This window comes from Alistipes sp., assembly GCF_020026455.1.
Lineage (GTDB): Bacteria > Bacteroidota > Bacteroidia > Bacteroidales > Rikenellaceae > Alistipes.
This window is the reverse complement of sequence record NZ_JAHHQJ010000012.1, coordinates 1-25317: the sequence shown is the minus strand read 5'-3', so window position 1 is coordinate 25317 and position 25317 is coordinate 1. Positions and strand designations below refer to the sequence as shown.

Genomic DNA, 25317 nt, shown 5'->3' with positions numbered 1-25317 from the left:
ATAACTTCAAGCCGAAAGCATCAGCCACAAAGATTCGAAAGAGAATAATCGTAAAAATAATTACGAAAAATAGCATTAATAATAATTTTATTACTACATTTATCACCGATATAGGGAATGGTTTCATCCCGAAAGCCGACAAAAGGGCATCCGAGGAGGTCCAGGACCGGGATCACAACCTAAAAATGCACATTTACTCCTAAAAGATGGCTTATGAAAAAATCGACCTCAACCCCCTGAATCCGTCCGATCCGGCCCCTTGCACCGATGCGGCCCGGAATCCCAAGCGAAAAACCCAACGCGTATGAAAAAACCGGGCCCCGACCAAGGGCTATTCATACCCACTACCACCTAATCTAAATGAAGCAAAACTACAATGACGAAACAAAAACTCTTTCAAGTAATGCTCCGGTCATTCGTATGGATCATGGGGCTTATAGCTGTTACGGAGTTGCGTGCAAATCCCGAAATCGAATACTCCGCCAACGATTCCGGGTCGGTCTCCGCGATTCAGGAGCCAAAAGGAGCGTTCCAGTTGACGGGACGCGTCCTCGATGAGACCAAGGCCGGAATCCCGGGCGCAACCGTGGTCGTCAAGGGCAGCACCCGAGGCGTCATCACCGGCAACGACGGCAGTTTCACGATCGAGGTCGCCCCGACCGATGTGATCGAAATCTCCTACCTGGGTTATGAAACCCAGTCCGTCCCGGTCGGAACCAAGACCGGCATGGTCGTCGAACTGGCCCGCAAGACCTCGGAACTGGAGGCCGTAACGGTCGTAGCCTACGGCAAGCAGCGCAAGGAGAGCATCATCGGAGCCATCAACACCATCGACACCAAAGAGCTGAAGATGTCCACGGGACAGCTCTCCTCGGGACTGGCCGGTAAACTGGCCGGTATGGTCGTAATGCAGCGTACGGGCGAGCCGGGTGCCGGTGCCGACTTCTGGATCCGCGGCGTCAACACCTTCGGCGCCAACAACAGGCCGCTGGTACTGGTCGACGGCATCGAGCGCGAAATGGACCTGGTCGATGTCGACGATATCGCCACCTTCTCGATCCTCAAGGATGCGACGGCAACGGCCGTGTATGGCGTGCGCGGAGCCAACGGCATTGTCCTGATCACCACCAAACGAGGCGCCGAATCGACCCCCAAGATCAATGTCAAGGCCGAATTCGGCATGACCCAGCCGGTCAAGATCCCCGAAATGGCCAACACCCGCCAGTGGCTCGACTACTTCGACGAACTCTATCGTGATGCCGGCGCCGAGTCGCCCATCTCGCCCGAGGCCCGCGAAAAGTATCTCAACGGCAGCGATCCCGACTTCTATCCTTCGGTCGACTGGACCAAGACCATCTTCAAGGACCTGGCCATGACCGGGCGCATCAACGTCAGCGCCACGGGCGGCGGCAAATCCGTCCGCTACTACATCGGCGGATCGTACTACACCGAGGGCGGCATATTCAACATGGCCGACAACAGCCGCTACGACGCCCAGATGAACTTCAACAAGTTCAACTTCCGCTCCAACGTCGACATCAACATCACCAAATCGACCGAGCTAGGCCTCTCGATCTCCACACAGTATACCATGAAGAATACGCCCGGCACAAGCCTCAACGACCTCTACAACTACACGCTCTACGTAACCCCGATCGCCACGCCGACCGTCTACTCCGACGGCACGCTGGCCAGCCCGCCCGAAAGCGGCAGCTACAACCCCTACAACATGCTGAACCATACGGGGTACAACCGCACGAACAGAATCGTGGCCCAGTCGCTCATGTCGCTGACCCAGGACTTCTCCGACATCATCACCCCGGGCCTGAAGGCCAACGTGAAATTCTCGTGGGACGCCGACAACAGCACCGTGCTGAATCGCAACCTCGTCCGCTCGACCTACGCCGCGCTGGACCGCGACGAAAACGGCAAGATCAACTACCAGGCCGTCAACGAAGGTACCAACTACATGACCTTGAACCGCTCCAATGCCGGCTGGACCACCATCAACTTCGAGGCTTCGGTCAACTACGAGCGCATCTTCGCCGACAACCACCGCGTAGGGGCCATGTTCCTTTACAGCCTCCGCAGCAGGAGCAACAACGTCCCCGGCAACTACATCCTCGCCTACCCCTACCGCAACATGGGTATTGCCGGACGTTTCACCTATGCATTCCGCGACAAGTATTTCGCCGAATTCAACTTCGGATACAACGGCTCGGAGAACTTCGCCCCGGGCAAACGCTATGGATTCTTCCCCGCATATGCCGTCGGTTACATGATCAGCAACGAAAAGTTCTGGGAGCCGCTGCGCGACAAGATCAACATCCTGAAGATACGCGCCTCCTACGGCAAGATCGGCAACGACCAGATCGGCGGCAACCGCCGTTTTGCCTACAACACCACGATGAACACCTACGCCCCAGGGTTCAACTTCGGAAAAAACTGGAACGATCCCTCGGACACGGGCGGCCACCCCAACAACGGCATCACCACGGGTGATTACGGCAATCCCAACGTATCGTGGGAAGAGGCCACCAAAGCCGACGCGGGTATCGAGCTGGGGCTGTTCCACAAACTGAAGATCCAGGCCGACTACTTCTACGAGGAGCGCGAAGGCATCTTCATCCAGCGCGAATCGACCCCGTCGATCGTAGGCACCAAGGTCGCACAATACGTCAACCTGGGCCGCATGAAGAATCAGGGTTTCGACGTGTCGCTGGAATTCGACCACCACTTCAACAAGGATCTCTACCTGTCGTTGCGCGGCAACTTCACCTACAACCGCAACAAGAAACTCTACGACGACAAACCCGATCAGATCTGGAAATACCAGAATCAGGCCGGCTTCGCCTTCAACCAGCAGTTCGGTCTGATAGCTGAGGGGCTATTCGAATCGGAGGAGGATATCGCCAACTGGCCCAAGCAGGACTTCGGCAACGTACGCCCGGGCGATATCAAATACCGCGACATCAACGGCGACGGTCTGGTGAACACGTATGACAAAGTGGCCATCGGCTACACCACCGTCCCGGAAATCAATTACGGATTCGGCTTCAGCCTCGGATGGAAGGGCTTCGACCTCTCGGCCTTCTTCGCCGGGGTTGGCCATGTAACCCGCCTGATCAGCGGACAGTGTCTCTTCGGGGCATCGTCGAACATCATGCGCATGGGGCAGATCTATGCCGACATCGCCGAGAAGCGCTGGACGCTGGAGAATCAGAATCCGCATGCCCCCTATCCGCGTCTGTCGCTCAACAAGGTGGAGAACAACCAGCAGCCCTCGACCTACTGGCAGCACGACATGAGCTTCCTGCGCCTGAAGAATGCCGAGATCGGATACACGCTCCCCAGAAGCCTGACCAAAAAATGGGGACTATCGACCATCCGGTTCTACGTACAGGGAGTCAACCTGCTTACGTTCAGCGATTTCGAACTATGGGATCCCGAGGTCGACGCCAGCTTTGGCAACGTCTATCCTACGGTACGCACCGTAACGCTCGGTGTGAACGTCAATTTCTAAACAAAATACCGAAAACAACATGAAATCAATAAGGAACATATTAGCTGCGGCGATCCTGATGGCGTCCTTCACGCTGAGCTCCTGCGACTCCTATTTCGATGTTGAGCTCGACGACCAGGCGAACATCGACGAAATCTTCAGCGAGAGCAAGACAACCAAGAAATACCTTTCGCACCTCTACTCCTACATCCCTATGGAAGAGGAGATCGTCGGCAGCCACGGCTGGGTCGTACCGCGTTCGGACGAAGGCCAATATTCGTTCTACCAGTGGGTCTACTACCTGCTCTACAAAACGGGGAATTACAGCAGTGCCACGCCGGTGGATGCACAGTACTTCAACTACTGGCCCGAGTTCTATGTCGCCATCAACCAGTGCTCGATCTTCATGGCCAACGTAGACAAGAACAAGGAGGACAACGAGAAGACAATCGCCTGCATGAAGGCCGAGGCCCGTTTCCTGCGTGCCTACTACTATTTCTGTCTCTTCCGCCAGTATGGCCCCGTCTTCATCTGGGGCGACCAGGTCGCCGACGAGAACATCAAGGCTTCGACCATCGACCGCCACACCGTCGATCAGAACATCCAGTTCATCAGCGAGGAGCTGAAGAAAGCCGCCGAAGTCCTCCCCGCGGACATCAAGGACGTGGGTGAGTCGGAAGACCGCTGGATGGGCCGCGTCACCAAAGGTGCCGCCCTGGCTCTCCGCTCGCGCGTGCTGCTCTATGCCGCCTCGCCGCTCTACAACGGCTGCGACCTCTACATCGGCAAGATGCAGAACATCCGCGGCGAATTCCTCTTCCCGCAGAGCAAGGACGAGAACAAGTGGCAGTTCGCCGCCGACGCCGCCAAAGAGGTGATCGACATGAACAAATACAGACTCTGCAAGAGCTCCTCAACGGGAGACAAATTCAAGGATGCAGCCGCTTCGTACCAGAAGGTGATGTTCGAACCCTGGAACGAAGAGACGATCTGGGGCTGGTGGTTCCGCACCTCCAACGCCTATGCCTACATGGGCACCGTCGGCGGACAACTCGGCCCGGGGCTCCCGCCCAACTTCGGATTCCTCTACGGATTCGGCGGTATCGCCCCCTCGCTCAAGCTGATCGACAGCTACCCCATGTGGGAGAGCGGCCGCTACCCGGTCAAAGGCTACAAAGGCCAGAACAACCTCTCGACGCCCGACGTGGACGCATTGTCGGGCTACAAGGCCTCCGGCTTCACCGACAACTACAAACAACCCGTCGATGCAGACTGGGCCGCCCCCTTCAAGGCCCACAACAGCTGCGTCGGCCGCGATCCCCGCTTCTACGTCTCGGTCGTGCCCAACGGATTCTGGTGGCCCTACAAGTCGTGGAGCAAGAAATTCACCTGCTACAACAACAAAGAGTGCACCTCGAAATGGGACGCCGCGCAGAGCTGCATCCGCTCGGGATACGCATGGCGCCGCCTCTACAAGGCTGACACGCGTCTGGAGAGCCAGGAGGAGTACAAGGCCATCCGCTACGTCTTCCCCGCCTTCCGCATGGCCGAAATCTACCTCAACTACGCCGAAGCCTGCAACGAGAAGCCGCAACGCGACGAAGCGGCCGCTCTGATGGCGCTGAACGAAGTGCGCAACCGCGCAGGGCTGAATAATATCGAAGTGGCCTATCCCGAAATCAAAGGCAACAAGGAGCTGCTCCGCTGGTGTATCCAGAAAGAGCGCATGGTGGAATTCGCCTTCGAGGCGCAGCGCCACTACGACGCCTGCCGCTGGATGGTTGCCAAAGACGAATATCCGGGCGACAACTGGACGCTGAACCTCAGCGCCACGACCTACGAAGAGTCCTATAACCGCACCAACAAGGATTTCATCGGATCGCCCAACGTCTTCCGCGACAAGGACTACCTCTTCCCCATCAGCTCGCTCCAGATGGCTGAAATGACCAACATAACCCAAAATTACGGACATTAAAACAGGCTCGAACCTATGAAAATCAATATGTATAAAGCGTTGCTTGCCGGTCTGATTGCCGCAACAACCCTGGCCGGCTGCGAGGACGAGCGCAACAACTTCATGGTAGACGATACGCTTTCGTTCGTCAATGCGACGCAATATGCCGATGTATCGGTCTACAACGAGCACTACGCTCTGGCCGTTCTGAAGAACGGCAAGGGGTTGCAAGAAGCCAAAGCCTGTGTCGAAGTATCCCCCGCAGCCATGGAGGAGTACAACAAGGCGCACCAGACCCAATTCGTACAGCTCCCCGAGGAGTGCTACACGATTGCCAAACCTCAGGTCGGATTCCCGGAAGGAGCCGTCCGCAAATTCGTCGAGATCACCTGGAAGACTGCGGAAGTGATCAAACTCGACGCAACGAAGGACTACGTCATCCCACTGCAGCTCAGCGCGGCCAACAATGCCCTGAAAGTGGATGAGAACCGCGACGTGATGCTCATCAACCTCAAGCGTGCAACGCTGAACATGGAGAAGGAGACGGCAGCCTTCTATCCCTCGGCCGACCGCTCGTCCGCTCCGTTCGAAGGCAGCATCGCCATCAACAGCGCATTGGCCGACATGGATGTAACCGTCAGCTACGAGATCGACAACAAACTGATCGAAGCCTACAACAAGGCCCACGCGACGTCGTTCACGGCCGCACCCGAAGGATTTGCCACACTCGATGCCAGGGAGTCGCAGCTCCCCGCCGGCAATCTGTCGACCAAATTCTCAGGCAAGATCAACTCCGCTGCCCTCTTCTCGGGCAACACGCTCCAGACGCAGGGTGCATATCTGATTCCGATCCGCATCACAGGCTCCTCGCTCGAAGGGGTGACCATCGAAAAGAACATCATGTACATCACCATCACGATGGACAAGGTGCTCAAGGGCCCGTGGACGGTGCTGGAGGGGCAGAAGAACTGCTTCGCCGAGGACCCCAACGCGCCCGCATGGGCAAAGAAATACACCTCGGACAAGCTCTTCGACGGCGAATTCGACGACAACCACTGCTGGATCTCGTCGTGGGACAACGGACCGATCAAGTTCCCGATGGACTTTGTCGTGGACATGGGCAAGACGCAGGTCTTCACCAAGTTCTACATCAGCGACTACACCACCCATCAGGGCAACCTGCGCGATTACAAGATCTACACGGCCGAGGAGTACAAAGGTGCCGACACGAAGTGGAATCTGGTTGCCAGCGGCATGCGCGACTACGCATGGGCCGCACAACCGGCTCCCTACGCATATCCGGTACAGAAATACATTGCCGGCCGCTACCTCAAGTTCAGCATCATAAAGCCCGAAAACCCCATCGACTCGAAGGACTACCTCAACGGACGCGGCAAGCTGGCCGATGTCCAGGGTGTGGGCTTCTGACAAGCCGTATCGAATGATTAATCCCGTTGTGACCAGCCACTTCTTCTCACAACGGGATTCATTCGACACGCCGTCCGCACAAGCATCACCGCCATGTGCAACCGACACGCCGCACCTCCGGCCGCCAGGAAACACGGCGGATACCCGACAAGAAAAGAGTCCGGTAAAACCCCAAACGAACAACAAGCATGATACGATCCATCCACCGATACCTGCTGTCTGCACTTCTTGTGCTCTTTGCGTCGGGAGGCTGCACAGAGGCGGGTTCCGACAACGACTCGGGACACCCCTCCCTGCACCTGCAGCTCAAGAGGATCGACGCCCGATCGGTGACCCTACAGGCGACAAGCCGCCGTGCCACGCAGATCCGCTACATCTGCAAGACCACCGGGGTGCTCTCCTCCGAAAGTGTCCAAAGCGTCATGGAGCACGGCGAAATGCTGCCTGCCGACCCCGAGCTGGTCATCGAGGGGCTCGAAGCCGAAACCTTCTACACGCTCTTTGCCGTGGCATGCGATCAGGCGGGACGCTGCAGCACATTGCAGCACATCCAGTTCACGACGGGAGAGCCGGCATCCTCGATGTATCCCTGGGAGTCGGAGCGCGACGGACTGCCGACCTTTACGGATCTGGTCCTCTGCTACGGCGGCAGCCACCACCGCATCCCCTTCCGGTGGGACAAGGAGCGCTTCGCACCGATGGTCAGCTACACCGACCCCGACGGCAAGGAACAGTGGCTCTTCGACGCCTTTCTCTTCATCGAATTTCAGGACACGCCCGGCAGCGACAATCGGAACTATGCCTACATGACAGGACTGCTGCGGGAGAACGGCTTCTCGGCCGGCAAGCGGCAGTGGCAGGAGCTGATCGACTACTGGTTTCAGGGCAGCAGCGGATTCGAGGCACTGGATCAGGCCATCGCCGAGGCGGCGCAACGGCTGGGGACTCCTCCCTCGAAGCGCAAGGTCGTGATGACGCTGCCCGACCCGATTCTCCACCGGGTCTTCGACAAGAAGGGCAACGGAAGCGGCGATCCGGCATCGACCGTCTACTGGGGCGAGCTGGAGGGCCGGACACAGGATTTCAGCAATAGCGAACACCGCGTCGCCGCCTGCAAATGGTATATCAACGAAGTGCGCCGCCGCTTCGACCAGGGCAAGTTCCGCAACATCGAATTGGCGGGGTTCTACATCCTCAGCGAGGAGATCGCCACTCCGGACGAGGGTTGGGACTACGAGCTGAAGCAGACCGACAAGGTGATCCCCCATGTGGCCGCATACCTCCATTCGCTCAACGAATCGCTCAGCTGGATCCCCTACAACCGGGCTGCCGGCTACACCAAATGGAAAGAGATGGGCGTGGACTATGCCTACATGCAGCCCAACTACTTCTGGAAACCGGAGTTGTCCCTGGAGCGTTTCTTCGCCGACATCCGGCAGCATGGTCTGAACATGGAATTCGAATTGGACGAAAACGTCTTCAACGGCAAAGCCGACTGCGAAGCCTACCGCAAACGGTTCCGCCAATACCTCTCAGAAGCCAGAAAGCAGGGCATCTACGGATCCCGCCCGTTGAGCTACTACCAGGGCACCAACGCCTTCTACGACCTGTCGCGGTCACAATCGCCCGAAGAGCAGGCTCTATACCATGAATTCTGCCAATTTGTCATCAACAACCCCATGCGTAAAAACTAAAACCATGAGAAACCTCAACCTACTGGCAGGCTGCCTCCTGTTTGCGGGGCTGACGGCGGGAATCCTCCCCGGACAGGCTGCCGACAAACGACAAAACAAGCCTCCCAAGGGAGAACCCGCAATGTACCGTTGGGAGAAGAACCGCAAGGAACGCCCCTCCTACACCGACATGGTGCTCTGCTACGGCGGCAGCCACCACCGCAATCCCTTTCTGTGGGAGAAAGAGCGGCTGATCCCCTATGTCAGCTATGTAAATCCCGACGGCAAGGAGGAGTGGCTTTTCGACAGTTTTCTCTTTCTCGAATCCCAGGATGTGAACCGTCCCGACAAGGGGGCCTACTCCTTCATGACCGGCGTTCTGCGCGGCACGGGTGTTTCGGCCGGCAAGGAGCAATGGCAGGAACTGATCGACTACTACTTCCGGAAAGGAAACTGCGTCGATGCGCTGGAAGATGCCGTCGGGGAGGCTTCCAAACGGATGGGCAAGCCGATCGGGAAGCGCAAGGTGATCCTCATGATGCCCGACCCCATCATCTACTACCGCTACGACATCACCACCGAATCGACCACCTATTGGGGAACTCTCGACGGCCGCACACTCGACTTCTCCAAAGGCGAGGACCGGCTGGCCGCCTGCAAGTGGTACATCGACCAGGTCCGCCACCGCTTCGACCAGGGCAACTTCCGCCACGTGGAGTTGGCCGGCTTCTACCTGATCTCCGAGGAGATCGTGACCCCCGGCGACGGATGGTGCCACGAGCTCAAGCGCTCGGAGGAGACCGTTCCCGCCGTAGCCCAATACCTGCACTCGATCAACAGCAGTTTCTGCTGGATCCCCTATAACCGGGCCGCCGGCTACACCAAATGGGAAGAACTGGGCGTGGACTATGCCTACATGCAGCCCAACTACTATTGGGACGACAAGGGCATCCGCCCCTTATCCCGATACTTCGAGGATATCCTCAGTCAGGATCTAGGCATGGAGTTCGAATTCGAGGAGAGCCTGCTCGAAGGGGCCGGGCGCTGCGAGATCTACCGCCAGCGCTTCATCGAATACATGGAGGGCGCCGTAGAACACGGCATCTACGGCACCCGGCCCCTGAGCTACTACCAGGGCAACAGCGGGCTCTACAAACTGGCCCACTCAACCCACCCCAAGGATCGCGAGCTCTACCACCGCTTCTGCCGCTTCGTCATCGACAACCCGTTACGCAACAAACAGCAACAAACCGAATAAAGAGATGAAAAAACACAACCTTCTTGCATGCGGAATGCTCCTTGCCGCATGCGCCTTCTTCCGATCGCCGGCCGTGGCCCAAGAGTATAACACGACAGGCATTCAGGATCTGGTGCTGATTTATCAGGGCGGATCACACCGTCTGGACTGGACGGTCGACCAGTTCCGGCCCCACGTCGTGCACCAGTTTGCAGACGGATCGCGCGACTGGCTCTTCGACGGATTCCTCTTCCTGGAATTCAAGAACGGCTCGGGACGCCACTACACGGTCGGCTACGAGAAAAACAACGCCCGCAAAGAAGAGTGGGCGTGGCTCATCGACCGCATCTTCGAAGAGGACAAGTCCCTCGCGGCTCTGGACCAGTGCATCGCCCAAGAGATCCGGAATCTCGGCAAGCCGGCCTTCAAGCACCAGGTGGTACTGGGTCTTCCCGAAGCCATCCGCGGCCAGAAAGACTGGGGCGAGCTGGACGGCAGGACGATGGACTTCTCCGAGCGGGAGGACCAGATTACCGCCACCAAGTGGTACATCGACGAATTGACCCGCCGCTTCAAGGCCGCTAAGTACCGGCACATCGAGCTTTCGGGCTTCTACTGGGTCGCCGAGCACACCAAACACTGCGCCGATCTGACGATTCCGCTGAGCGAGTACATCCATTCGATCAACAAGCTTTTCTACTGGATCCCCTACTGGGGTGCCGTAGGGCATCAGGACTGGAAACGTCTGGGCTTCGACATCGCCTACCAGCAGCCCAACCACTTCTTCAACCACTCGATTCCCGACAGCCGTCTCGACGCCGCCTGCGCCGAAGCCCGCCGCCACAGCATGGCCATGGAGTTCGAATTCGACGAAAAGGCCACCGTCGCCCACCCGAAAAGCTCGCACGAGCGCATGGTCGCCTACATCAACCACTTCGAGAAGAACGACGTCTTCAACTCGTCGGCCGTCGCCTACTACTGCGGCAACCGCGGCGTGCTGACGCTCAACGACTCGAAGGAGCCCAAGGACAAGGCCGTGATGGACCGTCTGGCCCGTCTGATCCAGATGCGCCACTACAAAAAATACGGTCTCCCAATGAAAAACAGGACGCGGGTCATCGCCCACCGCGGATTCTGGCACACGGAGGGTTCGGCCCAGAACTCGATCGCCTCGCTGGTGAAGGCCGACAAGCTGGGGGTCTATGGCGTTGAATTCGACGTATGGATGGCCTCGGACAATGTGCCTGTGCTGAATCACGACGGCAAAATCCAGGGCCATGTCGTAACGCAGACCCCGTCAACCACGCTGACCCAACTCAAACTCGAGAACGGCGAGCCGCTCCCGACCCTTGCCCAGTATCTGGATGCGGCTCTCGGCACCAAGGTGGAGTTGATCCTCGAGCTGAAGCCCCACGCCACGCCCGAAGCCGATGCCAGGGCCGCCGCGGCCGCAGTCAAGGAGGTCGACGCGCGCAAACTCACCAGGCGCACCACCTACATCACCTTCTCGCGCCACGCCATGCTGGAGCTGATCCGCCTATCGCCCAAAACACCCGTACTCTATCTGGGCAACGACATATCGCCCGAAGAACTCAAGGCTCTGGGTGCTGCCGGCGGCGACTACAACCACGGGGTCTACCTCCGGAATCCCCAATGGCTGCAGGATATGAAACGGCACAAGATGATTTCCAACGTCTGGACCGTCAACCATCCGGTAGACATGATTTGGGCCATCCGCCAACAGATCGACTTCATAACGACGGATCATCCCGACCTCTTCCTGGAGCTGACCAAATAACGGTCGGCCCCGGCCCGAACACCAAACAAGCGATATATCCGATTCAGAGCGGATATATCGCTTTCCCGTCAGATGCAACCATGAAAAGACTCCGATTCATCATCATAGCCCTTCTGCTGTACGGTCCCTGCGACGCCCCGGCCCGCCAAACGCGCATCCCTGGGAAAGAGGCGGCAAAACAGCCGTCCGCAGAGCAGACGATCAGCGACAGGATGTTCGTCAAGCTGCAGGGCGAGGATCTCTACATCACGGCCAAACTCGACCCGCAGAACGACATCATCTACCTGTTCAGGAGGTGCATGTTCAACCGGCTCTACACCTTCTACCGGGTGAGCAGCATCCCAAACAGCGACCCCGAGCCGACGACCAAGCCCGAAACCACCCCTCAGCTGCTCCTCAACCGGGCATACAGCGACAACATCGGTCCGTTCAACATTGCCGGGCACGGATGGTGCGGAGCCAACCACAAATACCTCGAACGCACGGCTCCGACGGCCTGCAACGAGGGATTTACGATCCACGTCGACAACCGGGAGCTCAGGGGCGACACCCGGATGTGGGCCCGAAGCGTCAGCGTGACATCGGAGAACACGATTCTGGACCCTACGCGTCCCGGCACCGACCCGGCAGGGCGGGAGGAACTCCACGACAAATTGTGTCACGAAACGGCAACCTATCACATCTTCCGCAACAGCATCGAGGTGCAGGTCTCCCACCGGTTCTGCAACCCCACGCCGGTATGCGTGGCGATCTACTACGGCATGCAGTCGATGTTCGAGGGCGAAAAGCAGGTGCTCACCGTCGACGGAGCCTGTGCCGACTGGACCGACACCGGGCAGGTGACGAATTTCACCAAACAGGAATATCCGCACTTCCGCCGCTACATCGAACGCAGCGGCCACAGCTACCAATCCACCTACCTGCTCCCCGAAGGGCTGGGCGACCACGCACAGATCGACGAAGACGACTACCTCTTCGTCTACGCCTCCTACGGCAAAAGCTATCACAAACTGATCGGCAACAAGGAGCGTGTCGATGGCGACACGACCCGCTGGCGAGGTCTCTACACCTGGTTTGCAGAGGCGCTGACCGATGATGCGACCCTGCTCTGCTACGACGGTTGGCTGCGGGACGGGCACCTGCTCTTCATCGCCTGCAAGGGAGCCTGCGAGCGTTCGATCGAATTTCCCCCGTACATCGACCTGAACCACTTCGAGACGGTCGAATCCTCGGCCGGCATACAGGTCGTACAGGCGGCGAAACACGCCCTGAAGATCCGCGCCACACAGGCGGGCGGCTGCATCCTCCGTCTGAAGCGTTAGTCGCAAGGCGCATGCGGGGCGGACAGCTGTATCCTCCGAACCGGGAGAAACCCTTCGCCAACAGCCCGAGAAGTGCCGCTACACGCCGCAAACAGCCCGGGGAACAGCCCGGGGAATGACCCGAGGGAGGAACAGCCCGGAATGCCCCGAGGAACGACCCGGATGCAAAGCCCGAGGAGAAACTCCGGCCCCGAGGAGCGCACCATAGCGCAAAACTCCCGAAGAGACGCTCTGTCTCTTCGGGAGTTTTCAGTGTGACGACGAGGTCTCCGTCCGCCCGGGTCAACTTGCGGCCCGGCTTATGCTCCGGCCTGCAGATAGTGCGGCCCGGTCTACAGGCCCACCCTACTTGCGGCGAAGTTTTTTCGAGGCCTTGAGCGCCTGCTCCACCACCGGGACCAAAGCCGCCTCCATGACATCGTAACCGGCCGATACGGGGTGCACCTCATCGTCGGTATAGGCGCGGTTCATACCTCCGTCGGGATCGGCCATGGGGGTATAATAGTCCACATAGGGGATCTTCTCCCGTTCGGCATAGGCGCGGATCATCCCGTTGAGCTCCCGCACCAGCGGAGCGGGTTTCACCTCCTTGCGCCAACGGTATTCGCGCGTGGGCGGCACGGCGCACAAAACCGGCTGTATGCCATTGGCTCGGGCCAGTTCGACCATCGAAATGAGGTTTCCGAGAATATGGGGCAGAGAGATGTAGCCCGTATTCCGGGCAATGTCGTTGGTTCCGGCACAGATCACCACCACCCGGGGACGGAGGTCGATCACGTCGGCACGGAAACGCACCAGCATCTGCGAAGTGGTCTGCCCGCTGATGCCGCGGCTCACATAACCGTGCGAAGCAAAGAATTCGGGGTGCGTCCTGACCCACAGTTCGGTGATCGAATTGCCCATCAGCACCACCTGAGGCTGGCACACCTCCCGATTCTCCTGCTCAAAGCGGCCGAAATTGGCCCAATCGTCCGTTTGGGCATGCACTCCGAGCGACAGGCCTGCAAGGGCCAGCACGGTACACAAGATCTTTTTCATGATTCGCAACTTTTTTATCGAATGATACGCATCGGCATCTCCCAGCCCGTAATCGTCGCCACATAGGGGATAATAGCCGCAGCCATCTTGCGCTGGCCCAACAGGTTGGGATGATAACCCGCCCCCAGGTCACCGGCCCAGTTGGTGATCCCGCCGAAATGCATGATACAATGCAGGTTCTCCACCCCGGGACGCTCCTTGAAGCGCTGCAAGTAGCCGTAGAAGGCCGGAGCCACCTCCGGCACGACATAGAGAACGGGCACTTTGCCGTATTTCTCACGCAAGACTCCGTACATCTGTCCAAAAGCCTCGCAAAAAGCCTCTTCCGAAGGGACGATGTCCGTACTGCAATCATTGGTGCCGAGTTTGATCACCACCAAATCGGGCACATACGCGGTGAAATTCCACGCCGGCGACTCCTCCATGTCGAAGGTGCGCGAGATGCGCTGGCGCATGGTGAGATCGGAAGTCTCCTTCGTGTCGGCCCAGTTACGCACCACACCCTGACCCGAATGGGCCGTAAGCACATAGTCGGCATCGAAATGGCGGGCCAGGATGCAGGCCCAGGCCAAGTCGCAATTCTCGGTCTCGGGGCTAAAGGGCTCGGTGGGCGCCTTGCCTTCGGTGCCGTAGCCGCAGGTGTGGGAATCGCCGATAAACTCGATCAGGCGCCCCGACGCAGGCGGCAAGGCGAGCAGCGGACCGTCGGTCTCAATGCCGTAGAGCGTCGTGCGGCCCTGCTCGGCTTCAGTGCGTTTCTGCACCAGAACGGTGTGCGGGCCCTTCTCCAGCCCGGAAACAAGTTCGACCGACGAGGGCTCGCCCTCGACGGCAACCTTGCCGCAGGGCTGTCCGTCAACAAAGACATTGTAGTAATTGCGCTTGGTGTCGGCGACACGCATGGCACAGCGGCTTCCCTCAAAACGGAAGGTGAAATGACAGCCGCTCCAGTCGAACGACAGACTGCCGTCGTCGTGTTCCGCAGCACGCCCCGTGAAACGGATCGCGTCGTCGGTTGCCTTATGGAACCGGAGCTCCTGCCCGGAGGTGCACCCTCCCGCCACAAACAGCATCGTCATGGCCACGAACCAACCTTTCATTCCGACCAACTATTTGATGTAAGAGGAAATCGCCTCGATCCACACGGCGTAAGCCCTGGCATTGAGGTGGATGCCGTCGACGGTGTACTCCGCGGGCAGTTCGCCGTCGCGCTGCATGGCGCTCCAGATGTCGATGTAGACCAGACCGCGACGCTCGGCCATCTTGCGCAGCAAGGCATTGTACTCGGCCAACCGCACGTTCTGATCCTTCAGCAGCTCCCGATTCATCGGCTCATTAACCGGCAGGGCGCTCTGAATATAGACCTTGGTGCGGGGGCTCCCCTTGGCGATGATGTTCAGCAGGCGCTCGTACTGCTGCAGCAGTTTCTCATACGAGATTGCCGAGAAGAGCAGGTCGTTGACTCCGGCCATGACAAACACCGCCCTGGGCGCCCCGTCGACGATCGGCTGCACGCGGTTGATCATCCCCGAGATGCAGTCGCCTCCGATACCGCGGTTGAGCACCCGCCTGTCCGGAAAATACTCCGACCAGAAACCGCGCTCGGTCAGGCTGTTGCCCAACATCACGATATTCTTCCGGGTGACGGGCACCAGTTCCTCCACATTGCGCTTGGCCAAATAGTAACCGTTGTGGAAAGTCAGCGTATCGCGTTTCGGACCGGCCAACCCCGTGATGGCCACGACCGAAGCCAGAATCAGGAGAATCAGTTTTTTCATAATGGGTTATTCTATCAGGTTTCCTTCAAAATCAACGAGGCGGTCAAACGGATGCAGTGCCTCCTCGACCATACGGGCCAGTTCGCGACGCGTGACGGGACGTTGCGAAGCCTCCGCGGACGGATTGCCTCCGGCCTGCCGGAGCAGTTCGGCGGCACGGGCGACGGTCAGCAGGGTCTCGTCGTCCACCGGTTCGATCTGCGGGGCATAGTCGTGCAATCCGCGGCAGAACTCGCCCACCGTAATCTGCCCTTCGGGATAGAACCACGAGCGGTTGGCCCACTGATAGGGTTCGCCGGTCATCCGCAGGATTCCCGTGGCGGCCACACGCTGCAAAAGTTCGAAATCGGGATCGTCGGGCTTCACATCGAAAAGGGGCGCGATATAGGCCTTCTGCGCCAGCAGCGCCGCCTGCAACGCACGCACGGACACTTCCCGCGGCAGGCAGTGCTGCCTGACAGCCAGCGCCGCCAAGGTTCCGGCCGCCTGTCCCGTCAGCAGCACCACGGGCTGCAGACGGGTCGACCCGTTGATCAGATTCGAGACCGAGATGGCCTTGTCGGAGACGATCAGATTGTCCGTCCGGGCAGGGATCATCACCCCCATCGGAATCGAAAACGAGGGGATGGCCGGGAAGGGAATCTTGCCGAGGCTGGGATGGCACGCATGGTGATGATCCACGGGATAATCCCCCACCGAAATTCCCGTGCGGTAACGGGGCGCGCGAGGACCGTAACGGTCGGCCACATCGTCGAGCGTCATGCGGATCACGCCATCGAGCCGGCGGCCCTCGCGGTGGTAGGGCAAACAGGCCAGGCCGTCGGGTGTGCCGAACTCATCGTCGGCTATACCCAGATGGGCATAACCCAGTTCATGCTGTATGTAGTAGACGAAACGGAGTGTCTTTTCGCGGGCTGCCAGCAGAACCCGTTCGCGCTGACGACGCGGCATCTCCACGACATTCAGATAGATGTCATTGCCGTTCACCGGCCAGTTGATCATATATTTGCCGTGGGGCAGACGCCCGTAGTCCAGCATCATCCGGCTGGAGATAGGCGCCCCCTCAGCGGTTTCACACGACTTGGAAAACTCCGCGGGACAGTATCCGCGCGGACGCGGAATCGTCTTGTCGGCACCGGCGCCGTAATCCTTGAGGATCGCCACCACCGTCAGGTCCTGCACAATGTCGTTGGCCGTTTCGGGGGCAAGTTCCTCTCCGGTATCGGCCCGTGCATCCATCCCCATCCGGTAAGGGGTGCCGCTCAACGGCAGGGCCTCGCCCAGATCGGTGGCATCGACCGTAATCCGGGCCGAAACTTCCAAACGGCCACCCGCCCGGTTCTCGAACAGCGCCCCCAGCACGCGGTTGCCGCGCTTGTGGACCTTCTCCAGATGATAGCCGTAGAGGACTTCGAGAGTGGGTTCGGCCGCAGCCATCGCCTTGAAGATACTGTCTGCCACATGGGGCTCGAAAAGCGTATTGCTCACCCAACCCGTAGCCAACGCCCCCGCACCCCCGTAATGGGCGCGCAGCGCCTCGCGGAACTCGTTCCAGATACCCGAAGGCAGATTGTGGTTGCCGTCGGTGGCAGGTACGCCCTGTGCCGAAAACATTCCGCCAAGCATGGGGGTCGGCTCCACGACCAGGGTCCTGACGCCCTGACGGGCCGATGCAATGGCAGCCGAAGTGCCCGAAGTCGTGCCTCCGATCACCAGCACATCGACCGTGCGGCGCATAGGCTTGGCCTCGGCCAGAGCCGTCTGCACAAAGCTCCAGGCCCATATGCCCGCGAGTAATAATCCGATTATTCGTCTCATATCCGATCTGTAAAATTTACGACAACGATCCCTGCACTCAGGCTGAAGATCGTCTTATTTACACTGTTCGAGGATCTGCCACAGCTGGTACAAGCCGCGCGGAACGTGGAAGCAGCCCTTCCACTTCCCGCCCTTGAGCGGCAGAAGGACCTCGCCGCGGCGGTTCAGGTAACCGAACCACTCCGGATACTCTGGATCCTTGAAGTGGCTCCACATGTACGAATCCAGACGCTCGAACCACGACAGACACTCCGCGTTACCCGTGAGCCAGTAGCCCTTGAGCATCGCAATGGCCGATTCCAGATGGACCCACCACAACTTCTGGTCCCACTCCAGCTGCTGCTGAGGATGACCCAGACGATCCATGAAGTAGAAGATGCCGCCGTACGTCTTGTCCCACCCGTACTCGATCGTACGGAGAGAGATCCGAACCGCCTTGTCGATCAGGTCCTGACGCCCCAGACGCCGGCCCATGTCCATCACGAACCACATCGCCTCGAGCGAGTGGCCCGGATTGATCAAACGACCCTCGAACGAATCCACCAGCGAATTGTCGACCGCAGAGACATTCTCGACGATCAGACCCAGATCCGGCTGGTAGAAGACATCCAGCACCTCGTGCAGACACGACTCGATCGTTGACTCGATCTGCTGCGGGTCCAGCAGGTGCTCGATCTCGAGCATCAGGTTGCAGAGGATCATCGGCAGCGCAAAATCCTTGATCGGGCGGGTACCCGCATGGGACTTGCACCACTGCCCCTTCGGATTGGAGCGCTTCTCCAGAATCCGGTCGAACGTCTGCTTGGCGATCCGGGCGTACTCCGGATCCCCTGAGGCCTTGGATAGCTGGGCGAAGGCCATCGTCGCAAAGGTGTACGAGAAGATGTTGTAAGGCTCGATCAGCGGCTTGCCTTCGCGCGTGAGCGAGAAATACCAGTTGCAGGAGCCGTCGTGCCCGTACTTCTTCAGAAACTCGCCTCCGCGAAGGGCACAGTCGAGCCACTCCCGGCGCACCTCCACCTTGTTGTAGAGCATCGAGAAAAGCCAGACTTCGCGGCCCTGGAGCCAGACGAACTTGTCCGTATCGTAAACATTCCCTTTGCGGTCCAGACACGTATAGTAGCCTCCGAACTCACGGTCCTGAGAGAAATCAAGCCAGAAGGGCAAAACATTCCCTAATAGCTCCTCCTTATAGCGTTTCGACAATTGTCCTAAATCCATGATTCTATCTATTTTTTTGATTTGCCTGTTTTCCTTCATGCAACCAATAGCGCTCGATCTCCTCCAGGGATTTGCCCGTCGTTTCGGGCACGGCGCGCCACATGATCAGCATGTAGGGCACACACATTCCGGCAAAGAGAAGGAACGTTCCCGCAGGTGTCAAATGCTCCAGCATCCACGGTGTGAGTTGGCCGATCAGGTAGGTTCCGATCCACAGCGAAAGTCCGGCGATCGACATGGCCAGTCCCCGCACACGGGTCGGATACATCTCCGAGAGCAGGACCCATACCACGGCGCAGATCGAAACCGCACAGCAGAAGATATAGGCCAGGAAGAAGACCAGCAGAAAGAGGTTCGACAGTCCCGACGCCTCGCCGGAATGGAAATAGAAGGCGATGCAGAGCAACGAAACGATCATGCCCGAAACGCCCCAGTATACCAACTGCTTGCGGCCGACGCGATCAATGATCACCAGGGCCAGCGCCGACGTCAGCATGTTGACCATCCCCACCAGCACCTGAGAGAAGAGCGAATCCCCGCTCGACAGACCGGCATTCTCGAAAATCGTGGGGCCGTAGTACAAGACGGCATTGACCCCCATGAACTGGCCCAGGATGGCGATGCAAACTCCGATGACAACCGCCATGCGGATGCCCGGTTCGAAGAGCACGCGCCACTCCGCACCCGAAGCCAGAGCGGCGGCACTGCGCACCGAGGAGATCTCCCCTTCGGCCGCCTCGGCCGAGCGGTAGATACGTTCCAGCACACGCCGCGCACGGGATTCGGCACCGCGAAGGACCAGCCAGCGGGGGCTCTCGGGAATAAAGAAGATCACCACGAAGAAGAGGAATGCAGGCAACGTCTCGGCACCGAACATGCCGCGCCAGAGCTCCGTAACCCATATTTTCTGCATGAAGGCCGAGGTGTGGACCGCGGTTTCGGCCGACTTCAGGATCTGGAAATTGACCAGATAGGCCATCAGGAATCCGACCGTAATGGCCAACTGATAGAGCGAGACCAGTGCGCCGCGCCAACGGGCCACGGCCACCTCGGAGATATACATCGGCGAAACGATCGAAACCACACCGATGCCCACTCCGCCGATGATGCGGTAGACGACCAGTTCCGTGAAGCTGCCGCAAACGGCACACCCCACGGCCGAGACCGTGAAGAGCACCGACGAAAGCGACATCGTCAGTTTCCGGCCGAAGCGGTCGCTCAAGACGCCCGCAAAGGCGACTCCCGCGATCGATCCGACCAAGGCACAGCCCACAAACCAGCCCTGCTGCATCGCATCGAGCGAGAATTGGGCCGCCACGCCGCTGATCGTCCCCGAAATCACCGCCGTATCGTATCCGAAGAGGATGCCGCCGATCGCCGCCACAAGCGACAGAAAGGCAACATACCCCGCATTTGCCTGCGATTTCATCGGCTATCGAATGTTAAAGTACTCTTTGTAGCGGTTGTAGAGATGGCCCGCCTGAAGGTAAGCCGACTGGGGAGACATGAAGTGCGAGAACTCGAAGGTGATCGCCTTGTCGTAACCCGCGCGTTTGGCCGCCTCCAGCTTCATCCGCAGCTTGTCGAACTTGATGGGGAGAAACTTGATCGGCATGTCGCGGTCGAACGACTCGGCATTCGTCCAGCACTTCATGCCGTATTTGTCGGCCAGTTTCTTGTTCACCGAGAAGAAGGCGTCGAGTTCGTCGTAGTCGATATGTCCGTCCTGAAAAGCGCAGGCATCGACCACATCGTGGATGCCGTCGAAAATCTCGTCCCACTCGCGTTCGTGCTCCTCGACCGAAACGGCCTGCTCCTTGGTCAGTGTCGCCGAGCTGGCCCAGACCGCCTTTTTGCCGTCGATCCACGGCGAGATGAAGGTCGGCAGCCCGTTCGAGACATCCTTGCACTGCTTGCCCAACGCATGGATCACACCGATCGCACCCTTGGTCGCACGGCTGATCTCGCGGCTCAGATACCAGCCGCCGAAACTTTTGTAGTGGCCGTAGCGGGCCCACACCTCGTCGATCACATAGAGGTTGTGGTCCACCTCTCCCGTCATGCTTCCCGGATCATAGAGACCGAAGTAGAACTTCATGCCGTACTTCTCAGCCAGACGCAGGTAGAGATCGACCAGGTCGACCGAAGGCCGGTAACAGCCCTGTTTAAGCAGGTACTCCGAAGGATAGGTGATGAATTTGCGGTAGCCCGAACGGATCATGATCACCGTGTCGATGCCGATGGCCTTCATGTGGCGGAAATCCTGATCCCACTCCTTCTCGCCCCAGTTCTGGTGCGGGATGTCGTGCGAAATCTCATCCAGGAACGTTCCGGTGATCCGGAGACCGCCCTCACGCGGGACCAGAAGGCCGCTCTTGTCCGATGCATGCGAGCCGTAGAGTTCGGCATGCTCTTCCGACCCGAATTCCGAAGCCGCCTTCACCAGGCTCGGACCCGCGACCACCGAGGCAGCGGCCGCAGCTATGTTTTTCAGAAAATAACGTCTGTTTGAGGTTTTCATATCAGGTTGAATTTATAGTTTAGCTCCGCAAAAGTAAATTTTATCCTTTTTCATGCGCAAAAATAATAAATAAATTTACAATGAAATAAATTTACGCCTCTTTTATTGCCCTAAAATGAAAAAACGAAAAAAAAGATGTCCGGAGCAGCGATTTCCGCCCCAGGGTTCTTTCGCGACGCAGCCTCCGCATCCGGCACGGCTTCTCGCCCCGGGACGGCGCAGCCATTCACCGCTCACGGCGCCCCACCCAACCGACAGAATTCGACCGCCGCATCGGCATCGACCCGCCCGGCTGCATCAGAGAGGCAAAAAAGAAAGGCCCGTCGCAAAAAAGACGGACCTTTATAATATAAAACATCCCCCACCCCGTCAGAAACGGAATCCGAGTGTCAGCGCCACGTTGTGCCGGTTGATGTCGGTCGAATAGACAGCGCTCTCGCTATACCCGCTGTCATCCTCGGCATAGAACAGGTAGTAGTCCGAGGTCTTCGACGACATGTACTGATAGGCCAGATCGAGCCGCACACTCCGAGACAGGGCGAGGCCCACGCCCGCGCCGTAACAGGTCGTCTGCGTGATGATGGGCGATGCCGGCGGGAACTTGTCGTCCCGGACCATCGAGTCACTGAAGCCGAAGCCCGCGCGCAACGCCAGAATCGGCAGGGGTTTGAACTCGGCACCCACACGCACGATGTTCGAGCCCTTGAAATTCTGACGGAACGAATCATTGTACCACGACTGCGAATCCAGCCCCGAGGGGTTGTCCTTGATACGGATGCCGTTGTACCAGTCGCGCTCGTAGTCGACCGAAATCACACCCCGCTCGCCGAACGTGTACGACGCGCCGAACATCAGCCGTGTCGGCGAGACGAACGACCAGCTGTTGGGCCCGTCGTCGACCAGCAGCGGCGAAGTCATGTTCGGATCGCCGGCCGTCGAGATGTAACCCTCCGCATCGGGCTTCACGTTCGGATCACTATCCCTGTTGGCATAGGCCAGTCCGGCCGCGGAGCTCTGGAATTTCCGGTCGAGCGAATAGTAGGTCGGGGTATGAATCGCCGCACCGAGACGCAGGTTCGCCGTCGGACGATAGACGATACCCGCCTTGAAGTTGACGCCCGTTCCTTCCACAATCACGCTCTGGTTGAGCTTCCAGCGCAGCAACTGATAGTCCAGCCCGGAGTTCCCGAAATCGGGCGTATTCTGGCTCAGCGCATCGTAGAAATACTCCTCGACATAGTCGATGTACTTGCGCTGGTAGACGCTCTGGATGCCCAGCGACGCACCGATATAGATTTTATTGTTGATATTGGCACCCACCGACAGCACATACTCGCCGATCGAGCCTTTGCTCCGCAACATCGTGTAGTGGTCGACAGCCGCATCATTCCCGACCCAGGTCGGCTTCCACGTCTTGGGATTGTCGGGATCGGTCTGGTCGATCAGAAACCCGCGGTAAGCCAGCGCTGCGTTCCAATATTCGGGCGAAAAGTTGTTCCAGTTCCAGGAACCCGAGCCGCCTCCGTTGTAGAAGGCGTTCTTCGAAAGACCTCCCCAGTCCAGCTGACGCGCATAGACGTCACCGATCGTACCGCCCTGGTTCTGACGCACGAACCCATAGTCGTAGTTGAAATCGGCGATGCGGTTGTACCCGAAGCCGACATTGAGGCTGATGAGCGAGCGCGAACCCTCGTAAGCGTTGATCACGACGCCGACGTTGGCCATCGAGAAACGATCCCGCGAATTGCGTCCGTACTCCGGAGCGTTGCTCTTGCTCCGCGCGAAGGACATCATCGGCGTGATCGAGATGTCGCCCTGGCGGTACATGCCCAGACCCGCCGGGTTGATCGACATCGACGAAAGGTCGGCCCCCAGCGAGGTGAAAGCTCCCGTCATGGCCATGGCACGCGCCGTGCCGAAGTTGAACTGCGTCTGCGAGAGTTCGATCATATCGGTCGGCATCAGCAGCTCCTTGTCCATCAGGAGACCTCCCGATTGCTGTGCCGAAGCCCCGACCGCCGTCACAGCGGCCGCAAGCGTGATTATCAGTCGTTTCATAGTCATTTACCCATTAAGAAAATCCACCGTTAACGGCCGCCGGAGTTGCGGTAGCTGCCTCCCGACGAAACCGTGCCCGAACCGCCGTGCGAACCTCCGCCGCCACCCGACGAGAACGAACCGCCGCGGTTGTAGGACGACGAACCGCTGCCGCTGTTGTAGCTTCCGCCGCGGTCGAAGGTGTTGCCGCCGGAATTGTGGTAATCCCCGCCGTTGTAACGGTTGCCGCCTCGCGACGGGAAGCCCGAATTATAGCGTCCGCCGGACGAATTCCGACGGCTGTTGTCGCGCACGCCGAAGGTGTTCCGGCCGCCGCTGCCGCCGCGCATCGACCCGGTCGATTTCGACCCGGAGCGCGGTCCCAGACCGTAGCGGGTTCCCGAAGGCGACGAGTAGGGATTGGGCCGGCGCACGATGTTCGACTGATAAGGCCGTCCGTAGCAGCCCGACCCCCAGCCCGGGCAATGATAATGGCCGTACCATCCGGGGCCCCAGCCCCAACCCGGTCCGTACCAGGGATCGTACCACGAACTGTACCACGGCCCCCAACCAGGTCCGTACCAGGGATTGTGCCACGAGTTCCACCCGAAGCTCCAGCCCCAGCTGCCGAACGAGAAACTCGGCCCCCAGGGTCTGTTCCAGCCGTAGTACCACGGATCGGAATAGATCACCGTGCCCCACGATCCGAACATCGAGGTGATGTACTTGGGTTCAACCCACACCTGGTCCCCCATGACCACGATGTTGTAAAACGCCGGGTCGTAGGCCGACACGTAGTTGAAGGACGAGCCGTAGCGCGCATTGATGTAGCTCGACGGCATTTTGTAGGTCGGCGACTCGAATCCGCGCAGGCGGCGCGCATAAGCACTTTCGTAGTCGTCGGCCAGCACGCTCTCGTAGGGATTGACAGCGGCAGAGCTGTATTCGTAATAGCTATTCTCCGCGGCCGCGGCCTTCGCTTCGGCGATCCGAGCCTCCCATTCGGCCTTGCGGGCTTCGGCGGCAGCACGCTGCGCCTCGGCCTCGGCCTGCTTCCGGCGCGAGATCTCCGCACGGTCATGCACGGCGTAGAGATCGTCGGAAGCATACCCCGCCGAGGCGTAGTAAGCCGACGAGCAACTTGCAAGGCCTGCGGAGAGGATGAGGGTTCCGAATAAAATATTCAACTTTTTCATAGCGCACCTAAAATGTTTGCGTTAGTTCTTCCATATAACAAACGAAAACCGTACCGGTTTTAGTATCGTTCACCCTTATAAACGGCCGCACACGGAAAATACTGCACGGGCAGGGCGGATCCGTCCGTTGGCAAAGATACGAATAGGCTCCAGCAAAAGCAAACTTGCCGTCATTTTTACCGGTCGGGCGCATCTTCGCCGGAGCCAAAGGTACGAATAAATCCGAAAAAGCTGCGGCCAGAGGGTCTCTGAAGGCTTTTTTAGATGCAAAAGTGATTTTTTTCGCACAAAAATGTGTAGAAACAAAAAATATGTCTATATTTGCAGTCCCAAAACAACGGTTTTGGATCGGGAGAAGGGGTGAAATCCTCCTCCCGCGACCGAAAAGGAGAGGTGCCGGAGTGGTCGATCGGGCCGCACTCGAAATGCGGTGTACGGGCAACTGTACCGGGGGTTCGAATCCCTCCCTCTCCGCAATAAAGGGTGTAAATCAAGCGGTTATGAGATTTACACCCTTTTTCACACCCAAAAATTAAGTTTGGTGTATTTTTTTGATTTTTAAGATAAATGCTGGCGAAAAAAGAAGAATGAGTATCTTTCTCTTTTCGTCAGCATCTTTTTTAAGAAAATAAGTAGGGTGTCCAGTTTAACGTTCCCAATTTAGCCCACATTTTTGAGCTGTTTGGTACGTTCTGTAACCCAATTTATAGACATGTGCTTTTTTGCAAAAGCATCAATGTCCTTTAGTTTAACATTACATAAGCGCTCTTTGAAATTAAATGTTTTAGTAGCAG

At 58.5% G+C, this 25317-nt stretch carries 16 protein-coding genes and 1 tRNA gene; 8 read left to right on the top strand and 9 right to left on the bottom strand.

Annotated features, from left to right (window positions below; translation table 11 throughout):
• The first annotated feature begins 376 nt into the window (after window positions 1–376).
• From QZ460_RS07735 to QZ460_RS07705, 7 genes are all read left to right on the top strand, one after another.
• Window positions 377–3523, top strand: coding sequence for a TonB-dependent receptor (locus QZ460_RS07735; protein WP_290541003.1), 3147 nt, complete (start codon window positions 377–379; stop codon window positions 3521–3523).
• A gap of 19 nt (window positions 3524–3542) precedes the next feature.
• On the top strand, window positions 3543–5477 hold the full coding sequence (locus tag QZ460_RS07730; RefSeq protein ID WP_290541002.1) for a RagB/SusD family nutrient uptake outer membrane protein: 1935 nt from the start codon (window positions 3543–3545) through the stop codon (window positions 5475–5477).
• Window positions 5478–5492: 15 nt separating this feature from the next.
• Window positions 5493–6884, top strand: a complete 1392-nt coding sequence (locus QZ460_RS07725; protein WP_290541001.1) for a DUF1735 domain-containing protein — start codon at window positions 5493–5495, stop codon at window positions 6882–6884.
• 188 nt (window positions 6885–7072) lie between these two features.
• Window positions 7073–8578 (top strand): DUF4855 domain-containing protein, encoded by a 1506-nt coding sequence (locus tag QZ460_RS07720; RefSeq protein ID WP_290541000.1) that lies wholly within the window; start codon window positions 7073–7075, stop codon window positions 8576–8578.
• A gap of 4 nt (window positions 8579–8582) precedes the next feature.
• Window positions 8583–9815 (top strand): DUF4855 domain-containing protein, encoded by a 1233-nt coding sequence (locus QZ460_RS07715; protein WP_290540999.1) that lies wholly within the window; start codon window positions 8583–8585, stop codon window positions 9813–9815.
• 4 nt (window positions 9816–9819) lie between these two features.
• Complete coding sequence (locus QZ460_RS07710) at window positions 9820–11592, top strand: DUF4855 domain-containing protein (protein ID WP_290540998.1); 1773 nt, start codon at window positions 9820–9822, stop codon at window positions 11590–11592.
• A gap of 80 nt (window positions 11593–11672) precedes the next feature.
• Window positions 11673–12914 carry a hypothetical protein gene (locus QZ460_RS07705; protein WP_290540997.1) on the top strand — a complete coding sequence of 414 codons (1242 nt, stop codon included), beginning with the start codon at window positions 11673–11675 and terminating at the stop codon, window positions 12912–12914.
• 345 nt (window positions 12915–13259) lie between these two features.
• Here the strand turns inward: QZ460_RS07705 and QZ460_RS07700 are convergent, their stop codons facing one another.
• From QZ460_RS07700 to QZ460_RS07660, 9 genes are all read right to left on the bottom strand, one after another.
• Window positions 13260–13952 (bottom strand): GDSL-type esterase/lipase family protein, encoded by a 693-nt coding sequence (locus QZ460_RS07700; RefSeq protein ID WP_290540996.1) that lies wholly within the window; start codon window positions 13950–13952, stop codon window positions 13260–13262.
• A gap of 14 nt (window positions 13953–13966) precedes the next feature.
• Window positions 13967–15052, bottom strand: a complete 1086-nt coding sequence (locus QZ460_RS07695; protein ID WP_290540995.1) for an SGNH/GDSL hydrolase family protein — start codon at window positions 15050–15052, stop codon at window positions 13967–13969.
• Between the two features lie 9 nt (window positions 15053–15061).
• Window positions 15062–15730 carry a GDSL-type esterase/lipase family protein gene (locus QZ460_RS07690; RefSeq protein ID WP_290540994.1) on the bottom strand — a complete coding sequence of 223 codons (669 nt, stop codon included), beginning with the start codon at window positions 15728–15730 and terminating at the stop codon, window positions 15062–15064.
• A gap of 6 nt (window positions 15731–15736) precedes the next feature.
• Window positions 15737–17548, bottom strand: coding sequence for an FAD-dependent oxidoreductase (locus QZ460_RS07685; RefSeq protein WP_290540993.1), 1812 nt, complete (start codon window positions 17546–17548; stop codon window positions 15737–15739).
• A gap of 54 nt (window positions 17549–17602) precedes the next feature.
• Window positions 17603–18769, bottom strand: coding sequence for an AGE family epimerase/isomerase (locus QZ460_RS07680; protein WP_290540340.1), 1167 nt, complete (start codon window positions 18767–18769; stop codon window positions 17603–17605).
• Between the two features lie 4 nt (window positions 18770–18773).
• Window positions 18774–20198, bottom strand: a complete 1425-nt coding sequence (locus tag QZ460_RS07675) for a sugar porter family MFS transporter (protein ID WP_290540992.1) — start codon at window positions 20196–20198, stop codon at window positions 18774–18776.
• A gap of 3 nt (window positions 20199–20201) precedes the next feature.
• Window positions 20202–21290 carry a DUF4434 domain-containing protein gene (locus QZ460_RS07670; protein WP_290540991.1) on the bottom strand — a complete coding sequence of 363 codons (1089 nt, stop codon included), beginning with the start codon at window positions 21288–21290 and terminating at the stop codon, window positions 20202–20204.
• 369 nt (window positions 21291–21659) lie between these two features.
• The gene (locus tag QZ460_RS07665; RefSeq protein WP_290540990.1) at window positions 21660–23348 is read right to left on the bottom strand and encodes an outer membrane protein transport protein; all 1689 of its coding nucleotides are present in this window, start codon (window positions 23346–23348) and stop codon (window positions 21660–21662) included.
• A 29-nt stretch (window positions 23349–23377) separates the two neighbouring features.
• Window positions 23378–24523: a hypothetical protein gene (locus QZ460_RS07660; RefSeq protein ID WP_290540989.1), complete on the bottom strand. Its 1146-nt coding sequence runs from the start codon at window positions 24521–24523 to the stop codon at window positions 23378–23380.
• Window positions 24524–24910: 387 nt separating this feature from the next.
• Between QZ460_RS07660 and QZ460_RS07655 the strand changes: the two genes are divergently transcribed.
• A tRNA-Ser gene (locus tag QZ460_RS07655) sits at window positions 24911–24997 on the top strand.
• Window positions 24998–25317: the final 320 nt, after the last annotated feature.